The organism is Frigoribacterium sp. 2-23, assembly GCF_049601585.1.
Classification (GTDB): Bacteria; Actinomycetota; Actinomycetes; order Actinomycetales; family Microbacteriaceae; genus Frigoribacterium.
Genome location: NZ_CP187126.1, coordinates 3,241,088 through 3,256,129 on the forward strand (window position 1 = coordinate 3,241,088; position 15,042 = coordinate 3,256,129).

Genomic DNA, 15,042 nt, shown 5'->3' on the forward strand with positions numbered 1-15,042 from the left:
CGAGTCGAGGGGGCTCGGGCGAGCCTGACGATCGTGCACGACGCTCCGAACGAGCCGGTGTCCGGCAGGTGAACGACGGGTGTCGCGCAGCGCCGCCGCCCGCCGCACGCCCGCCGCACGCCCGCGGCAAGATGAAGGAGGCACGACCTGCGACCCCGCGCCAGGAACGGAACTCCGATGGCCCCCGACACGAGCCTCCCGCCGCGACCGCACGTGCTGCCTGCACCGCTCGTCGGCCTCGGCGTCGTCTGGGTCGCCCCGATGGCCGGCGGACCGTCTCGGCCCGAGCTGGTGATCGCCGCGGCCCGTGCCGGATCGTTCGCGCAACTCGCCGCGGGGTACAAGTCGGCCGCGGCGATGGTCGACGAGATCATGGCCGTGCGCGCGGCCGGCGTGACGACCTTCGGCGTGAATCTCTTCGTGCCGAACGTGCATCCCGTCGTCGCCGAGGAGTACGAGCGCTATGCGCGAGCACTGCGGAGCACGGCCCGACGCCTCGGTGTCGACGACCCGGCCGTCGCACCGAGGGAGGACGACGACGAGTGGGATGCCAAGATCGCCGCCCTGGTAGCCGACCCCGTACCCGTGGTGAGTTTCACGTTCGGGCTGCCCCGCGCCTCCGTCGTGTCGAGGTTGCACGAGGTCGGGACGGTGCTGCTGCAGACGGTCACGAGCGTGGAGGAGGCGGTGCGGTCGGAGGCGGCCGGAGTCGACGTGCTCGTCGTGCAGGGCTGGGGTGCCGGGGGACACTCGGGGGTCTGGGCGCCGGGTGCGCAGCCGGAAGACGTGCCGCTGCCCGAGCTCGTCGCCCGCGTCGTCGCGGCCACGACCCTGCCCGTGGCTGCGGCGGGCGGGATCGCGGGTCGCCGTGATGTCGATAAGGCAGTCGCTGCGGGAGCCTCGGCCGTCGTCGTCGGGACGGCGGTGCTCCGGTCGCCGGAGAGCGGTGCCTCCGGGTTGCACAAGGAGGCGTTGGCCGACGAGCAGTACGACGAGACGGTCCTGACGCGGGCCTTCACCGGGCGCCCCGCGCGGGCGCTCGTGAATCGATTCGTGCGTGATCACGAGCCGGAGGCGGTGAGCGGCTACCCCGCGCTGCATCACCTGACGAAGCCGCTGCGGGTCGCGGCCACGGCGGCCGGCGATGCGTCGGCGCTGAACCTGTGGGCCGGTCAGGGCTGGCGTGGAGCCCGCGACGCCCCGGTCGCCGAGATCCTCGCGGACCTCGCTGGCCCGGAGCCGCGTCACCCGTAGCCCGGCCGTTCTCACCTGGCGGTCGCGCTCGGCGCCGGTGCCGGCCCCGGCGTCAGCCGTCAGCCGTCAGCCGTCAGCCGTCAGCCGTCAGCCGTCAGCGTCAGCCGCGAGCACGTGTCTTTCCTCACAAGCTCCTACGGTTCAAACCGTAGAACCGTTCGCGCACCCCGCCCCCACCACCCCTACTTATGCGTCGCACCGTCCTACGCTTCGAACCGAATGAGCCGGAACGGAAAAGCACCTCCCGCCCGCCGCGCGATCGCAGCAAGCAGGGCCGCAAGCACAAACCCGGGCGTGACCGAGGTCGCCGACGAGGTCGGACTACCGACGCCGCTGCCGCCGTCGTCCGACTCACCGCTTCTTGGGGTCGTGTCCCCAGTTCATCAGCGACCAGCGCCAGGCCGTGTCGGTGACGTCGCCCGAGGGGCGCTGCTTCGAGTGCCGGGCGACATAGCCGACGACCTTGCGCATGTGCGCGTAGTCGGCGTCGGTGTAGTCGGCCTGCTTCTTCTTCAGAATGCGCACGATGTGCCGACCGCTCTCGTGCCCGGTCGACTCGCCGCCGCCGTCCTTCTGGCCGACCTCCTTCGACTCGTCGGTGTCGAGCCACTTCTCGATCTCGGACGCGGTCATGTTGACCGCCTCGCCGAAGTCGTCTCGGGTCTCGGACTCGTTCTTCTCGGCCATCTCGGGGCTGCTCCTCTCGGGTGGGCGGCGGCGAGCCGCACGCGATGCCCTGCACGGTACGCGCGCCAGCGGCCGGTCGCGCTAGCCCTCGACACCGAGCCAGAAGTCGACCGCATCCGGGGACGGCCGGGTGACCACGGACGTGACGTCGCCGAACTCGAGGACCCGGTCACGCGCCTCCTGAACGGTCGGCCACCGGGTCAGCTCCCCGTTGTTCGGGTCGCCCCGGGACACGAACGAGAGCCAGGCCGACGTCATCTCCGCTTCGAGCCGATGATCGACCTCGGTGTACGACGCGTGACCGTCGGCGCCCAGGTTGCCGTACGCGTACATGACCTCGGCCCCGTGATACGCGCCGAAGCGCTCGAGGCCGGCCTCGGGCGGAGTCCGCGTGAAGTGGTAGGCGTACACGGACGACTGCCCGGTCGACGCCGCGGCGGTCGCCCACCGGCGCATCGGGGCCGTCATCGCCTCGTCGGTCCCCGAACGCAGGCGGGACTCGACGACCTGGGCCGGGTCTCCTCCCGGGTACAGCTCGAGGAAGCGCTCGGCGTCGGCACCCTGCTTCTCACGGGCCTCCCGGGCGTAGGTCGCCGGGTCGGAGTCGACCCCGCCGATCAGGTCGAGCGACGTCTCGTCGGCGTTGCTGCCGAGCAGCAGGGGCACGTCGTTCTGCCGACCGGCGTCGTAGATCGCGGCGGGCGTGTCGGGCAGGACGGCGCCGTCGACCGTCGGCCACCAGTGAGTCGACAGGCCCTCCGACGCCGCGGCCTCGGCGATGCGCTCGGTCGGCATCGCCTGCATCTCCTCCAGACTCGCCCCGCCCAACGCGGCACTCAGGTCGCGGGCGGCGTCACGGGCGCGATCGACGTCGTCGTACAAGTCGCCGTCGCCGCGATCTCCCGCGGCCCCCAGGCAGCCTCCGCTCTCGCCGATGATGCCGTGCACCAGGCCCGCCGCCAGCGGCGAGGCACCGAGGATGCAGGCGCTGCCCGAGCCCGCCGACTCGCCGGCCACCGTCACCCGCCCCGCGTCGCCGCCGAACGCCGAGATGTTGTCGTGCACCCACTGGAGGGCGGCGATCTGATCGAGCAACCCCTGGTTGCCGGGGGTCGCACCCCCGAGCGCGTCCGCGGCGAGGAACCCGAAGACCCCGAGCCGGTAGTTGACGGTGACGACGACGACATCGCCGCGTGACGCGAGGGAGGTGCCGTCGTACGCGGGCAGGGCCCCCGACCCCGAGGTGAACGAGCCTCCGTGCAGGTAGACGAGCACGGGTCGCGGGCCGTCCACGGAGGCTCGCGACGGCTTCCAGACGTTGAGCCGCAGGCTGTCCTCGTCCGACGCGTATCCGCCCAGCAGCGTCTGCTCGAGCGGCAGGTCCAGCACGCGGGTCAGGGCCCGGGTGACGACGGTCGACTCCGGCTGGACGGCGGAGGGACCGAAGTCGTCCGCGATCAGGGTCGTCGATCGCGGTTCGGCGGGCTGCGGCGCCTCCCAGCGCAGAGGACCGACCGGAGGCGCGGCGTAGGGGATACCGGCGAAGGCATCGACCTGAGACTCGTCGTCGTGGATGCCGACGACGTCGCCCTGCGCCGTCGCCACGGGCTCGGTCCGCGGGCCGTCGAGCTGCCTCGTCCCCGGGATCGGGCCGGCCGCGAGCGCCGTGCCCACGACGAGACCCACGGTCACGACCCAGGCCGCCCCTCGCACGAACCACCGTCGACGACGGAGCGCGCGCACGGCGAACGCGGTGAGCGCCAGGCTCGCGGCGAGGAGCAGCCACCCCCACCACGGGACCCCGTTCAGCCAGGCGAGCGCGACGCCGACGAGTCCGATGAGGGCCATCGGGATCCACCACAGCTCACGACGTTGCTTCCTGGTCATCTCTCCCTCTCAGTACGTTCTGTATTTGATACAAAACGTACTGAAATGGGTGGAGAACTGCAACCGAGCGCCTAGGCTGATGCCGTGAGCGAGGTCAAGACCGTCTCGGGGCGGCATCGGAGCGAGACCCGACGGCGCCTGCTGGTGGCCGCGGCCGGTCTGTTCGAGGACACCGGGACGATCCGGCAGAGCGTGGGCGACATCTGCACCCGAGCCGGGTTCACCCGCGGGGCGTTCTACTCGAACTTCACCAGCGTCGACGACCTCTACCTCGCGCTGCACCAGGAGCAGGCGGCCTCCGTCTGGCACCGACTGTGGGCGGCACTCGACACGCAGCTCGCCGACGACACGCACGAACCGACCCTCGAGGGTGCGGTGGGCCAGCTGCTCGCCGCCCTGCCCGAGAGCCGAGAGTGGTTCTCCCTGCGATCGGTCCTGCTGGCCCGCGCCGCCGCCGACCCCGTCTTCGCCGAGGGGATGCTGATGGACGACACGCACGCCGTCGGCGAGCTGGGCGACCGGTTCGTCGCCCTGGCAGCCGTGCACGGCCGGGTCCCCGTCGTCGATGCGACGCAGCTGGCGAAGTCCGTGGTCGCGGCCCATATCGGAGCCCTGAGCCAGTCGGCCGTCGACTCCGACGCCGGTCGGACGCAGCGTGTCACGGTCGCGGCGGTCCTGCGGGGGCTGACCGTCGAGGGCGCCGCCGGGCGCTGACGCGTCGCCGCCGCACCCACATGACGAGCACGACACACCCGAGGAGGCGCGAGCACCTCCCCGACGCACGTCGCGTCCCTAAGACACCGGCCCCACGGTCCCGCCGCGCAGCAGCAGCGACCCGTGAACGGTCCGCGTCGGGCTCAGCCGGCTGCGGCCGCGGTGGGCGAGCAGCACGCGCGTCGCCTCGCGGGCGGTCGCGTCGAGATCGGACGTGATCGTCGTCAGCTCGGGCTGGGTCTTCGTGGTCAACGTGTCGTCGCAGCCGATGATGCTGACGTCGGCGGGCACCCGGATGCCGCGGGCGGCGAGCCCGTTCAACAACCCGTGCGCCATGACGTCGTCGAAGGCGATCGCGGCCGTCGCCCCCGAGTCGCGCAGCACGTCGGCGAGCTGCCAGGCCTCGTCATAGCTGCCGAGCTCGGTCGCGTGGACGTCGACCCGCATCCCGTGGGCCGATCCGGCGGCGAGCAGGGCCTTCCGCCGCGACATGTTCGACCACGAGACGCTCGGACCGCCGACGTAGGCGAGCCGACGATGCCCGAGCGAGGCGAGCAGCTCGACGGCCTGCGCGATCGCGGGCGCGGTGTCGACCAGGATGCGGCTCATGTCCGCGACGTCCCGGTTGATCAGGACGATGTTCTGGCTGTCGGCGATCGACCGCAGGGCCGTGCTCGACATCCGGGACGAGATGTTGATGATGCCGTGCACCTGGGGACCGAGGTTGTCGATGAGCTCGCGCTCCCGCTCGGGGTCGCCGTCCGAGTCGGCGATGAAGACCGAGAGGCCCGCTTCCTGCGAGGTGCGCTGGATCGACCGGATCAGCGGCGGGAAGAACGGGTTGGCGATGTCGGGCAGCACGATCCCGATGGCGTTCGCCCGGCCCGAGACGAGTCCGCGCGCCAGCTGGTTCGGCACGTAACCGAGCTCTTCGGCCACCGCCTTGACCGCCGCGACCGTGTCGGGGTGCAGCAGCTCCGGTCGGTTGAAGGCGCGCGACACCGTCGACGGGGCGACGTTGAGACGGGCCGCGATCGCGACGATCGTCGGCCGACCCGACGACGACTCCGACCGTCTCACGGCGAACCGCCGCGCCCCGCGCCGGCCAAGACCCCCATGACCTCGCGCCCACCCTGCACGACCCGCAGCACCTCCCCACTCCTCTCGTCGAGCAGCACGAGATCCGCCGGCGCCCCCACCGCGATCTGCCCGAGCCCGGCTCGGGCATGCGACAGCACCCCCGCGGGTGTCGACGTCACGAGCGGCAGGGCCGAGGCGAGGTCCAGGCTCGTCCCCGCGACGACCGTGCGGAGCGCCCGCGCGATGTCGACGCCCGACCCGGCCAGGTACCCCGTGTCGGCGAACGACAGCCGTCCGTCGTCCGACAGCTCGACGCGACCACCGACGCTGGCGTCGTACGAGCCGGGCGCCCGGCCCGCGACGTCCGTCATGTCCGACACGAGAAAGGCGCGGGCCGTCGTCTTCGCCCGGAGCAGCACCTCCACCGTGTCGAGCGGCAGATGATGCCCGTCGCCGATGAACCCGGCGGTCAGGCGGTCGTCGGCGAGCTGCGTCCAGAGTGCGTTCGGGTGCCGCGGCAGCTCCGCCGCGATGCCGTTGCCGAGGTGCGTCGACAGCGTCGCGCCGGCGTCGACCGCCGCCCTGATCTGCTCGGGTGTCGCGTGCGTGTGACCGATCGCGACGCGGACGCCGAGCGCCGCGACCTCGGCGATCCGCGCGGCGGCGTCGGGCGTGTGCGGCGACACGGTCACGATCCCGATCGGAGCCCCGACGTCGAGCCACCGCTCGACCTCGGCCGGGTCGATCGGGCGGACGACGGCGGCGTCGTGCACCCCGCGCGCCCCCTCGCGATCCGAGATGAACGGCCCCTCGAGGTGCACGTCGGGCACGGCGTCGGCCGTCCGGCGGTCGAGGCGACGGGCTTCGGCGATCGCGCCGAGCCCCGCGACGATCGCGTCCTCCGACGCCGTCACGATCGTCGGCGTCCACGTCGTCACGCCGATGCCCGCGAGGCGACGGGTCAGCTCGACGATGCGGTCGGGCGACGGCTCGGCGGCGTTCACGTCGAGTCCGTCGTAGCCGTTCACCTGGGCATCGACGAAGCCGGGGGCGATGACCGGCGCGACCACCGCCTCCTCGGCTGTGAGGCCTCGTCGGGCGATCGTGACGACGACTCCGTCGCGATACGAGACGTCGATCCACTCGTCGGTGCCGGGGACCCGGCCGCCGACGGACCCCTCGAGCCGAGCCGTCATCGGTCGGCGGAGGGGTGCGAGGCCTCGTCCACGTGGAGCACGACCGAGGGGTGTGTCCGCAGCGCGGTGCCCGGGTGTCTGCCGCCGATCGACTGCCGTAGGCTGTCGCGCACCGCCTGCCGCTTCGCGCCGCCGGGCACGGACGCCACGAGATGACGGGCATCGAGGAGGCGCGGGATCGTCACCGTGATGGCCTGCGCCGGTACCGCGGCCAGGTCGGGGAAGTGCCCCTCGTCGACCTGCTGCTGCCGGCTGACGACGTCGAGCGGCACGACGCGGGCGCCGTCGGCGCCGTGGAAGTCCGCCGGCGGATCGTTGAACGCGAGGTGCCCGTTCACTCCGAGACCGAGGAGGACGAGATCGAACGGATCGTGGCCCATCGTGTCACCGTAGCGGCGCGCCTCGTCCTGCGGGTCGTTCGTGGTGTCGATCCGGTGGAAGGTCGGCGCCCCGTCGAGCGGCTCGACGAAGCGCGAGACGAGCCAGTTGCCGAACCCCTGCGGCGCGGACGCCGGCAGGCCGATGTAGTCGTCCATGTGGAAGGCGTCCACGCGCGCCCAGTCGATGCCGGGTTCGCGGATCAGCCAGCGCAGGGTCGCCTCCTGGCTCGGAGCCGCCGCGAGCATGAGCCGGGCCGTCGGCTGCGTGTCGAGGGCGGCGCGGAGGCGCGTGGCGGCATCCGAGGCGGCGGCGCGTCCGAGGGCGTCCGCGTCGGCGTGCACGCGGACGGCGGGCGCGATGTCGAGATCGAGGTCGAGGGTCATGAGGTGGTGGTCCTTTCGTGGGCGCCGATCAGTCGGAGCAGGGCCCGGGGAACATGGAAGGGGTCTTTGACGGGCAGCGCGACGACACGTTCTAGCGGCGCGCCGTCGCGGCTGCGGATCTGCTGCCACTCGCGGCCGCGGGCGGCGGTGCCGCTCCTGCCGTCGCTGCGACCGTCGCCGCCGTCGCCGCCGTCGCTGCGATCGGGGAACGTCGCGAGCGTGTACTCGGCGAGCCGCTCGGCCCAGCGTTCGAACCGCGGGTCGCCGGTGCGCGCGGCGAACGTCTCGGCGGCGAGCAGTGCCTCGACGTGCACCCACCAGAGCTTGGTGCTCCAGGTGTCGCGGACGAGCTCCTCGTACGCGCCGCCGAGCGTGCGGCCGCGCGGCGGCCCGCCCTCGTGGTCGACGTAGCGGAGCAGCCCGCCGTGCTCGTCGTCCCATCCCAGCTCCAGCGTGCGGAGCACGGTCTCGGGCAGCCAGTCGGGCAGCGGCGTCGACAGGCCCGGCACGTGATCGGCCGCGTCGAGCAGCATCCACGCCATCTCGAGCACGTGACCAGGGTTCAGATGCCGCGCGACGAGCGTGTCGAGATCCGAGGAGGCACGGGGCCGGTACTCCCAGCAGCGATCGCGATCCCATTGGCCGCCTGGTCCGACGATGCGGTGCACTCCTTCTTCCACGATCGCACGGCTCTCGAGCGAGCCCGTGCGGCGGTGCACCTCGGTCGCGACGCTGGTGAGCAGCATCGTGCGGCCGAGGTCGGTGACGTCGCGCGGGACGGAGTACGGCGCCGAGGGGGCCGAGCCGTCGCGGATCCGGCGGGCCGCCGAGACGAGCAGCGCCGATGCGGCAGTGGTCCACCGGTCGCCCTCGGCGGTCTCGGCAGGGCTCGTCGGGCCGACGACCGCCGCGGCCCCCGTGAGACCGAGCGCCGCGAACAGGTCGGCGAAGACACTCACCGCGACCGAGCCGGCCTCGTCTGCGGGCAGATGCCGCGCCTCCTCGTCCGTCACGAAGGCGACGGCGGTGCCGTCGTCGACGATCGTGCCCTCGAGGAGGCGCGCCGTGCGGACGGCGCGCTCGCGCCAGTCCTCAGCCGCGAGGGGCAGCGCGCCGGCCGCACCCGCCTCGGACAGCTCGGCGCAGAGCCAGGCCCAGCGGCCCTGCGACCAGGTGTAGCGGTCGGTGGAGAGCAGCGTGCCGTCGTTCGAGAAGCAGGTCAGCACGCCGCCTGCCGGCACGATCGCGTGCGACTCCCACCACGGCAGGATGCGGTCGAGCAGCTCCTCGCGGTAACGGGCCTGACGGGTTTCGGTCGTCACGGGTGTCACACCGCACCGCCGGCGCGGGCTGTCGAGGGCTCGGCGGGCCCGACCGGGTCGCTCGGGTCGCTCGGGTCGCTCGACGCGGGGGCCGTGCCGCGACCGGTCGTGCCGCCCGGCCCGCGGCCGTCGACGTCCGTCGCGAGCTCGGAGTCGGAGTCGAGGTCCGAGTCGAGCGACGCGACCAGGGCGTCCGACTTCGCGTCGTGCCACGGGTGCAGCAGGCCGACGAGGCAATAGACGATGATCGACGCGATGATCGGCGAGGCGACGCTGACCGTCTGGGCCGTCGCCGTGCCGAGGTCGGCGATCTGGGTCGGGATGACGTACTTGATCGTCGCGAAGACGAGCAGGCCGACGACCCACGACGAGAGGGCCGCCGACGGGCCCGAGCGGCGGAACGGTCGCAGCATGCCCAGCAGCATCGGGATCGCGATCGGGCCGACCAGCGCGCCGAACCACAGGATCAGCAGGCCGAGCACGCCGCCGAACGAGTCCGCGTTGAGGGCGAGGCCCATCGAGAGCGCGATGAACAGGAACACCGTGAGGCGACCCGCGAACAGCTCGCCGCGCGACGACAGCCGTGACCGCGATCCGCGGAGCGCCGGGATGATGTCGCGCACGATGACCGACGAGATGGCGTTCGCGTCGGAGGAGGTCATCGCCATGGTGTGCGAGAACATGCCGGCCAGCACGAGGCCGATCAGACCGGCCGGCAGCAGTGTCTGGGCGAGCAGGGCGTACGACTGGCTCGGGTCCTCCAGGCCAGGGAGGATGAGCGGCGCGGCCCACATGGGGAAGAACAGCACCAGCGGCCAGACCAGGAAGAGACCGGCCGACAGCAGCAGCGACTTGCGAGCGGACGACCCGCTCGGGGCCGCGATGAATCGCTGGGCGAGGTTCCACGTGCCTCCGTTGTACGAGACCGTGTTGATGAGGACGTAGGCGAGGAAGAAGAACACCGTGAAGTCGCCGGCGAACGGTTGGGAGTGCGAGGCGGGGAGGCGCTCCCAGATCGTGGCGACGGAGGCGACGCCGTCGAGGCGCACCATCGTGGCGATGACGAGGGCGACCGCGGCGACGAGCTGGATCAGGAACTGCCCCATGTCGGTGAGGGCGTCGGCCCAGAGTCCGCCGATGGTCGAGTAGACGAGCGTCACGCCGCCGACGAGCAGGATGCCGATGCTGAGCGGCACGCCCGCGAACACCAGGAGGAGGATCGCCGAGGCGGCCCACTTCGCGGCGACGTCGAAGATCTTGAGCGCCGTGCCCGACCAGGCGAGCACCTGCTGCGTCGGCAGATTGTAGCGCGTGGTGAGGAACTCGAGCGGCGAGATGATGCCGAGGCGCTGGCGCAGTCGCGGCCAGCGCGGGGCGATGACGAACGACCCGACGACGCACGCGATCGTGATGCTGACGGCCCACCAGACGTAGACCGCGAAGCCCGTCGTGTAGGCGATGGCGGCGTAGCCGACGAACACGGCGGCCGAGTACCCCGACATGTGGTGCGAGATGCCGGCGAGCCACCAGGGCAGCTTGCCGCCCGCGGTGAAGAAGTCCGAGGCGGACTTGACGCGCTTCTTCGCCCACCAGCCGATGCCGATCATGACGAGGAAGTAGAGGCCGATGACGATCCAGTCGAGGAAGTGCATGTGGCTCCGATCGGACGGGGAGCCCCATTGGCTCCTTTGCGAGTGGCCCCACGATGACCTGCAAACGTTTGCAAATAAACCCTCTGTGCAAGATCGGTGTTGCAGGTTCGTTGCAGGCGTGCGTCATCGGCGCCCGCCAGGTACTCGTCACCGTGTCACCATGGCGCCGTGACAGACGACGACTTCCCGCCGCCGATCTTCCTGGCCCCCGGCGCCTCGCCCGAGGCTCAGGCCCTCCTCGACCGGTGGAACGAGCAATGGCCCGGGATGCAGCCATGGCGCTGGGCCCCGCGCCAGGAGCGACCGGACGACTGGATTCGCTTCCACACCCTCGCCAACGGCCGTCAGGAGTTCCGACACGCCCGTGACGCACGGACGGCACGACGACGCGTCGTCCGGGTGGTCGAAAGCGTCGAGCAGGTGACGGGCCTGCCGGTGGCCATCCTGATCGTCCCGGACGACTCCTGGCACGGAGGCGTCCGGAAGCGCGTGCGGTCGGTCATCCCCGACCTCGAGCCGTGGGCCTCGACGGCCCCTGACCTCGATGGATGCTCCGACTCCGAGGCAGCGGAGTTCTTGGCGGACTGGGAGCCGCCGACGCACACATTCCGCTCCGGCCCGGTGTCCGATGACGAGATCAGGTCTTTGGTCGAGCTCGTGCACCGGAGCGACATCGACTTCCTGCTCTTCCCCGACGACCTGAGTTGGGCGATCAGCATGTACGACGGCGGCGTCGACGTCGTCATGCGAAACCAAGACGAGGCGTATCGTCTGGTCACCTGGCTTTGGCCCTGGCTGCCGCACAGGGGCTGGCCCAGCACACCTCCCTGGACTAGGCACCCGACTCAGCGCGAGCTGCACCGCGGCGTCGGCATGCGCTACGTACGGCGGCGCCTCCGCTACCGCGACTGACGGCCCGCCGCTGCGCAGGCAACGCGCCTCCATTCTCTGAAATGATCACACCGTGACCGACGACGACTATCCGCCGCCACCACCCGTCTTTCTGTCACCCGGCGCGCCACCAGAGGCACAGTCCCTCCTCGATCGTTGGAACGAGCAGTGGCCCGGCAGACACCCCTGGCGCTCGAGTGCCCGCGACGCGCGACCCGATGCGGTCGTCCGATTCCATACCCTTCCGAACGGTGGGCAGGAATTGCGGCATAACCGTGACGCACGGACGGTGTCGAGAAAATTCCGGCGGATAGTTCGGGCCACCGAGCACGTGACCGGCTTGCCTGCAGCGGTGATCATCATGGCCGACGAGCGTTCCTTGGGCGATTGCCGCGACCTCATCCGTTCAACCGTGCCCGGCCTCCGCCCGTGGGTCACCGACCCCTATCCGTTCCCGAATGACGATGACGATGTAGTCATCGATGATGGTCCGGCGTCACCCTTGGAGTCACACTCCTTCAGATCGGGCCCGGTCGACGATGACATGCTCACGGCGTTGACCCGACTGGTTCACTACTTCGACGCCGACTTCATGATTCTTCCGGAGGATCTGAGCTGGGCTGCGAGCACGTACGACGGCGGTGTGGACGTCGTCCTGCGCACCGCGGCGGAGGCCGAAGCTCTCGCCGATCTCTTCACGGACTGGCTGCCACCCGAGGGCTGGGGAGGCTTCCACACCTGGTGCCGAGACGCGACACCCCGCGAGCGCCGCCTGCTAAGTTAGGTAGCCCTAACCTAGCTATCGAGAGGTCGGCCATGCCCGAAACCAAGCGCCCCGTCCGACCGCAGCACCTCTTCGTCGTCGAGCGGACGGAGCAGCTCACCCCGCACCTCGTCCGGGTCCACCTCGGCGGTGACGCCTTCGACGCGTTCGTCGCTGCCGGTGCCGCGCAGCTCGATCTGGCCGACCCCTACGTGAAGCTGCTCCTGCCCCGCCCGGGCAGCGGCCTGCGGCCACCTTTCGATCTCGACGACCTGCGCTCGCGGGTCGCGCCCGAGCAGCTCCCCGTGCGGCGCACGTACACCGTGCGTTCCGTCGATCACGGGGCGAAGACGATCGCGATCGACTTCGTCGTCCACGGTGACGAGGGCGTGGCGGGGCCGTGGGCCGCGGTGGCCCAGCCGGGTGACGTGCTCTCGATGTCGTCTCCGGGCGCCGGTTGGTCGCCCATGGACGACGCGTCGACGTGGCACGTCCTCGCGGGCGACGAGTCTGCCCTGCCGGCGATCGCGTCGGGCATCGAGGCGATGTCTGCCAGCACCCGCGGAGTGGTGATCGTCGAGGTCGAGAACGCCGACGACGAGCTCGACCTCGCGGCGCCCAGCGGGGTCGAGGTGCAGTGGCTGCACCGCCTCGGTCGGCCGCACGGGGCTCCGCTGATGGCCGCCCTCCGGGCTCTGGAGACGCCGCCATCGCCGCTCACGGTGTTCGCTCACGGCGAACGCGGAGCCATGAAGGAGGCGCGGGTCCTGTTCCAAGAGGAGTGGGGCGTCGAGCGCGCGCACCTCTCCCTCTCGGCGTACTGGGCCCTCGGTCGCGCCGAGGACCGCTTCCAGGCCGAGAAGGCCGAGCCCATCGGGGCGATCTTCCCCGCCTGACCCGCCGGCCCGCCGTCCCCTGGCCAACCCAGATCGGAGGCAGGTGGAGCACCTCCTCGTCATCGGTTCGCCTACCCCGGCGCTCGATCGGCTGCGCGGTTAGTACGTTGTCACCTACCTGCCCGCCCGACTCGATCATCTTTAGGTGGCGTTCGAGTCCATCGCCCGGCCTTTGACCCTACGCACGAGCCTCCTTGCCGAGTGGACCCCCGTCGCCATGGCCGCGGCGGTCGGGAACGCAACTCTTCTCGCAGGCCTCATCCTCATCGAGCCCGACGCCTTCGCGCGCCCGGCTCCTGGCGTCGATCTAGCACGCTGGTCCAGGCCGGTGCGAAGAGGCACACGCTGGCGTCGTACGGCGAGGTACCCGAGGCGATCGCCGCATGGCGTCGCAGCACGAGCATCCTGAACAATCTCACCGAAGGTCCTCCCTATCAAGACGGGTTCGTCGTCGACCGCGCGAACGGTGGGCCGGCGACGCCTTCTGGTGCATCACGATCTAAGTGACGATGAAGTTGTCGTGGATGAGCGCGACGTCGTCGTTCACCCCGACGACTTCACGGCCGTCCTCGAGACCACGCGTTCCCTCTTCGCGACCGGTTGGTCGACCGACGCGGCGAGCGATGCCCTGCTGCCGTGGCGCCGAACGAGTAGGCGGCCTCACGTAGACCCCTGGCGTGAGTTTTAGCCGCTGTCGCAAGCGCCCCGCGAGACACCGCGATCGCTTGACACAAGCGAGGCACGTACAAAAAGAGGCACGGGTCGTCTCACGCAAGACAACCCTGTTCCCGCCCTCATTCGTTCATACTCACGCCCTGCAGCACGACGGGTTCTCGACAACCTATTCGTCTCTATTCCACCGCCGCCATCCCTTGCTAAGGAATACAAAAAGTGGCCCAAGGGCTAGAAGCGACGTTGCCCTCGTCACCCAAGGCGAAATCGCGTCCCATCCCAGGTCGACGGTAATGAGCCCAGACACCGTGAACGTAAAGACGAGAAACAAGGCGACGATCGCAATGAGCATTGTGACCAACACCACTGCCGCCCTAGTACCGGAATGCGAAGTGGGTCGTTTCTTGCCATCGACGAGGGGAGAAACCTTCCGCCGCCTAGTCGACTCTCCCACTACCGCTCGCGAACTTTGCTCCACGTGTGACTTCAGCCAGGTCCAGACGTCCTCGCTCGAAGGCTGGAGCTGGCGCTCGAACTCCGCTGAACGAACGGCAAGGTCGTCGATCTGCCGAATCCAGGCCTCGTGAGCAACCCTCCGACTCGAGCCTGATGGCGACTGCCGAAACCGGCGTAGAAGCGTGAACTCCATATCCGCTATATCCCCGAGAATCATCGCCCGCTCGAGGCGAAATCTAGCTGCGGCTTTTTTGTGACGAGAGAGCACCGCTGAAGCTTCCTGAAGCCAGGCGATCTCGAAAGGAACACGGCGGTGCCATCGATAGCGCGTGACCGCAATGGTGACAACGAGGGGAATCCACGAAGCAAAGAAAAGTGCACCGGTGAACGATGCTGCAGCCCACGATGACCACTCAATGGCAAGTACGAAAAACATCACGCACACAGCGAGGCCGCCGATCAGCAAAGCGAACGCCAGAACGCGCGCGGGCAGGAACATGGCGCTGTTTACGTGGCGGTGCTGCCGCCGCGAGATTTCGAACTTCTTCTTGAGCGTCCGCCAAGATCGACCCAACATGTTAACACGGCTAACGTCGGGAGCCAGGAAGTGAGCTAGCCACCGGGGTACCCAGAGGGCAAACTTCTCAGCCCCCAGCAGCGCGAATGCGCGCGGCGCTGATGGCATAACACTTAAAGGCCCTATGAGACAGTTGAACCAGATGACTATGGTTAGCCCGACCGCCCACCACAGCACTTCCTGACTAACGGGCGACGGAAGATTCACCTCTTGGGACAACCACTCCATGCT

13 protein-coding genes are annotated in these 15,042 nt (G+C 70.2%); 5 read left to right on the plus strand and 8 right to left on the minus strand.

Annotated features, from left to right (window positions below):
• The first annotated feature begins 177 nt into the window (after positions 1-177).
• On the plus strand, positions 178-1,254 hold the full coding sequence (locus tag ACPEEZ_RS15215; protein WP_423920946.1) for a nitronate monooxygenase: 1,077 nt from the start codon (positions 178-180) through the stop codon (positions 1,252-1,254).
• 351 nt (positions 1,255-1,605) lie between these two features.
• Here the strand turns inward: ACPEEZ_RS15215 and ACPEEZ_RS15220 are convergent, their stop codons facing one another.
• Both ACPEEZ_RS15220 and ACPEEZ_RS15225 read right to left on the minus strand, forming a co-directional pair.
• Entirely contained in the window at positions 1,606-1,941 is a 336-nt protein-coding gene (locus ACPEEZ_RS15220) for a DUF3140 domain-containing protein (RefSeq protein ID WP_423920949.1), read from the minus strand.
• A gap of 81 nt (positions 1,942-2,022) precedes the next feature.
• A complete protein-coding gene (locus ACPEEZ_RS15225) occupies positions 2,023-3,828 on the minus strand; it encodes a carboxylesterase/lipase family protein (RefSeq protein ID WP_423920952.1) in 1,806 nt (601 codons plus the stop codon).
• 84 nt (positions 3,829-3,912) lie between these two features.
• Between ACPEEZ_RS15225 and ACPEEZ_RS15230 the strand changes: the two genes are divergently transcribed.
• Positions 3,913-4,542 carry a TetR/AcrR family transcriptional regulator gene (locus ACPEEZ_RS15230; RefSeq protein ID WP_423920955.1) on the plus strand — a complete coding sequence of 210 codons (630 nt, stop codon included), beginning with the start codon at positions 3,913-3,915 and terminating at the stop codon, positions 4,540-4,542.
• A gap of 78 nt (positions 4,543-4,620) precedes the next feature.
• Here the strand turns inward: ACPEEZ_RS15230 and ACPEEZ_RS15235 are convergent, their stop codons facing one another.
• From ACPEEZ_RS15235 to ACPEEZ_RS15255, 5 genes are read right to left on the minus strand one after another with little or no spacing between them, the layout of a single operon-like run.
• Positions 4,621-5,622 carry a LacI family DNA-binding transcriptional regulator gene (locus tag ACPEEZ_RS15235; RefSeq protein WP_423920958.1) on the minus strand — a complete coding sequence of 334 codons (1,002 nt, stop codon included), beginning with the start codon at positions 5,620-5,622 and terminating at the stop codon, positions 4,621-4,623.
• Complete coding sequence (locus ACPEEZ_RS15240) at positions 5,619-6,818, minus strand: N-acetylglucosamine-6-phosphate deacetylase (protein WP_423920960.1); 1,200 nt, start codon at positions 6,816-6,818, stop codon at positions 5,619-5,621. Before ACPEEZ_RS15240 ends, ACPEEZ_RS15235 begins: the two co-directional genes overlap by 4 nt.
• On the minus strand, positions 6,815-7,582 hold the full coding sequence (locus tag ACPEEZ_RS15245; protein WP_423920963.1) for a 6-phosphogluconolactonase: 768 nt from the start codon (positions 7,580-7,582) through the stop codon (positions 6,815-6,817). Before ACPEEZ_RS15245 ends, ACPEEZ_RS15240 begins: the two co-directional genes overlap by 4 nt.
• Complete coding sequence (locus ACPEEZ_RS15250) at positions 7,579-8,904, minus strand: AGE family epimerase/isomerase (protein ID WP_423920965.1); 1,326 nt, start codon at positions 8,902-8,904, stop codon at positions 7,579-7,581. Before ACPEEZ_RS15250 ends, ACPEEZ_RS15245 begins: the two co-directional genes overlap by 4 nt.
• Positions 8,905-8,909: 5 nt before the next feature.
• Positions 8,910-10,556, minus strand: coding sequence for a sodium:solute symporter family protein (locus ACPEEZ_RS15255; RefSeq protein ID WP_423920968.1), 1,647 nt, complete (start codon positions 10,554-10,556; stop codon positions 8,910-8,912).
• 168 nt (positions 10,557-10,724) lie between these two features.
• Between ACPEEZ_RS15255 and ACPEEZ_RS15260 the strand changes: the two genes are divergently transcribed.
• The 3 genes from ACPEEZ_RS15260 to ACPEEZ_RS15270 are packed head-to-tail and all read left to right on the plus strand — an operon-like array spanning position 10,725 to position 13,106.
• On the plus strand, positions 10,725-11,468 hold the full coding sequence (locus ACPEEZ_RS15260; protein ID WP_423920971.1) for a DUF3885 domain-containing protein: 744 nt from the start codon (positions 10,725-10,727) through the stop codon (positions 11,466-11,468).
• Positions 11,469-11,520: 52 nt separating this feature from the next.
• Positions 11,521-12,231 (plus strand): DUF3885 domain-containing protein, encoded by a 711-nt coding sequence (locus ACPEEZ_RS15265; protein ID WP_423920974.1) that lies wholly within the window; start codon positions 11,521-11,523, stop codon positions 12,229-12,231.
• 32 nt (positions 12,232-12,263) lie between these two features.
• Complete coding sequence (locus tag ACPEEZ_RS15270; RefSeq protein ID WP_423920977.1) at positions 12,264-13,106, plus strand: siderophore-interacting protein; 843 nt, start codon at positions 12,264-12,266, stop codon at positions 13,104-13,106.
• 841 nt (positions 13,107-13,947) lie between these two features.
• Here ACPEEZ_RS15270 and ACPEEZ_RS15275 read toward each other — a convergent pair.
• Positions 13,948-15,039, minus strand: a complete 1,092-nt coding sequence (locus tag ACPEEZ_RS15275) for a hypothetical protein (RefSeq protein ID WP_423920980.1) — start codon at positions 15,037-15,039, stop codon at positions 13,948-13,950.
• Between the last annotated feature and the right edge of the window lie 3 nt (positions 15,040-15,042).

Excerpts from the sequence above, each read along its gene's own strand:
- ACPEEZ_RS15215 (WP_423920946.1), top strand. The coding sequence starts at position 178 with ATGGCCCCCGACACGAGCCTCCCGCCGCGACCGCACGTGCTGCCTGCA.
- ACPEEZ_RS15275 (WP_423920980.1), bottom strand. The coding sequence starts at position 15,039 with ATGGAGTGGTTGTCCCAAGAGGTGAATCTTCCGTCGCCCGTTAGTCAG.
- ACPEEZ_RS15270 (WP_423920977.1), top strand. The coding sequence starts at position 12,264 with ATGCCCGAAACCAAGCGCCCCGTCCGACCGCAGCACCTCTTCGTCGTC.
- ACPEEZ_RS15220 (WP_423920949.1), bottom strand. The coding sequence starts at position 1,941 with ATGGCCGAGAAGAACGAGTCCGAGACCCGAGACGACTTCGGCGAGGCG.
- ACPEEZ_RS15245 (WP_423920963.1), bottom strand. The coding sequence starts at position 7,582 with ATGACCCTCGACCTCGATCTCGACATCGCGCCCGCCGTCCGCGTGCAC.
- ACPEEZ_RS15240 (WP_423920960.1), bottom strand. The coding sequence starts at position 6,818 with ATGACGGCTCGGCTCGAGGGGTCCGTCGGCGGCCGGGTCCCCGGCACC.
- ACPEEZ_RS15255 (WP_423920968.1), bottom strand. The coding sequence starts at position 10,556 with ATGCACTTCCTCGACTGGATCGTCATCGGCCTCTACTTCCTCGTCATG.
- ACPEEZ_RS15225 (WP_423920952.1), bottom strand. The coding sequence starts at position 3,828 with ATGACCAGGAAGCAACGTCGTGAGCTGTGGTGGATCCCGATGGCCCTC.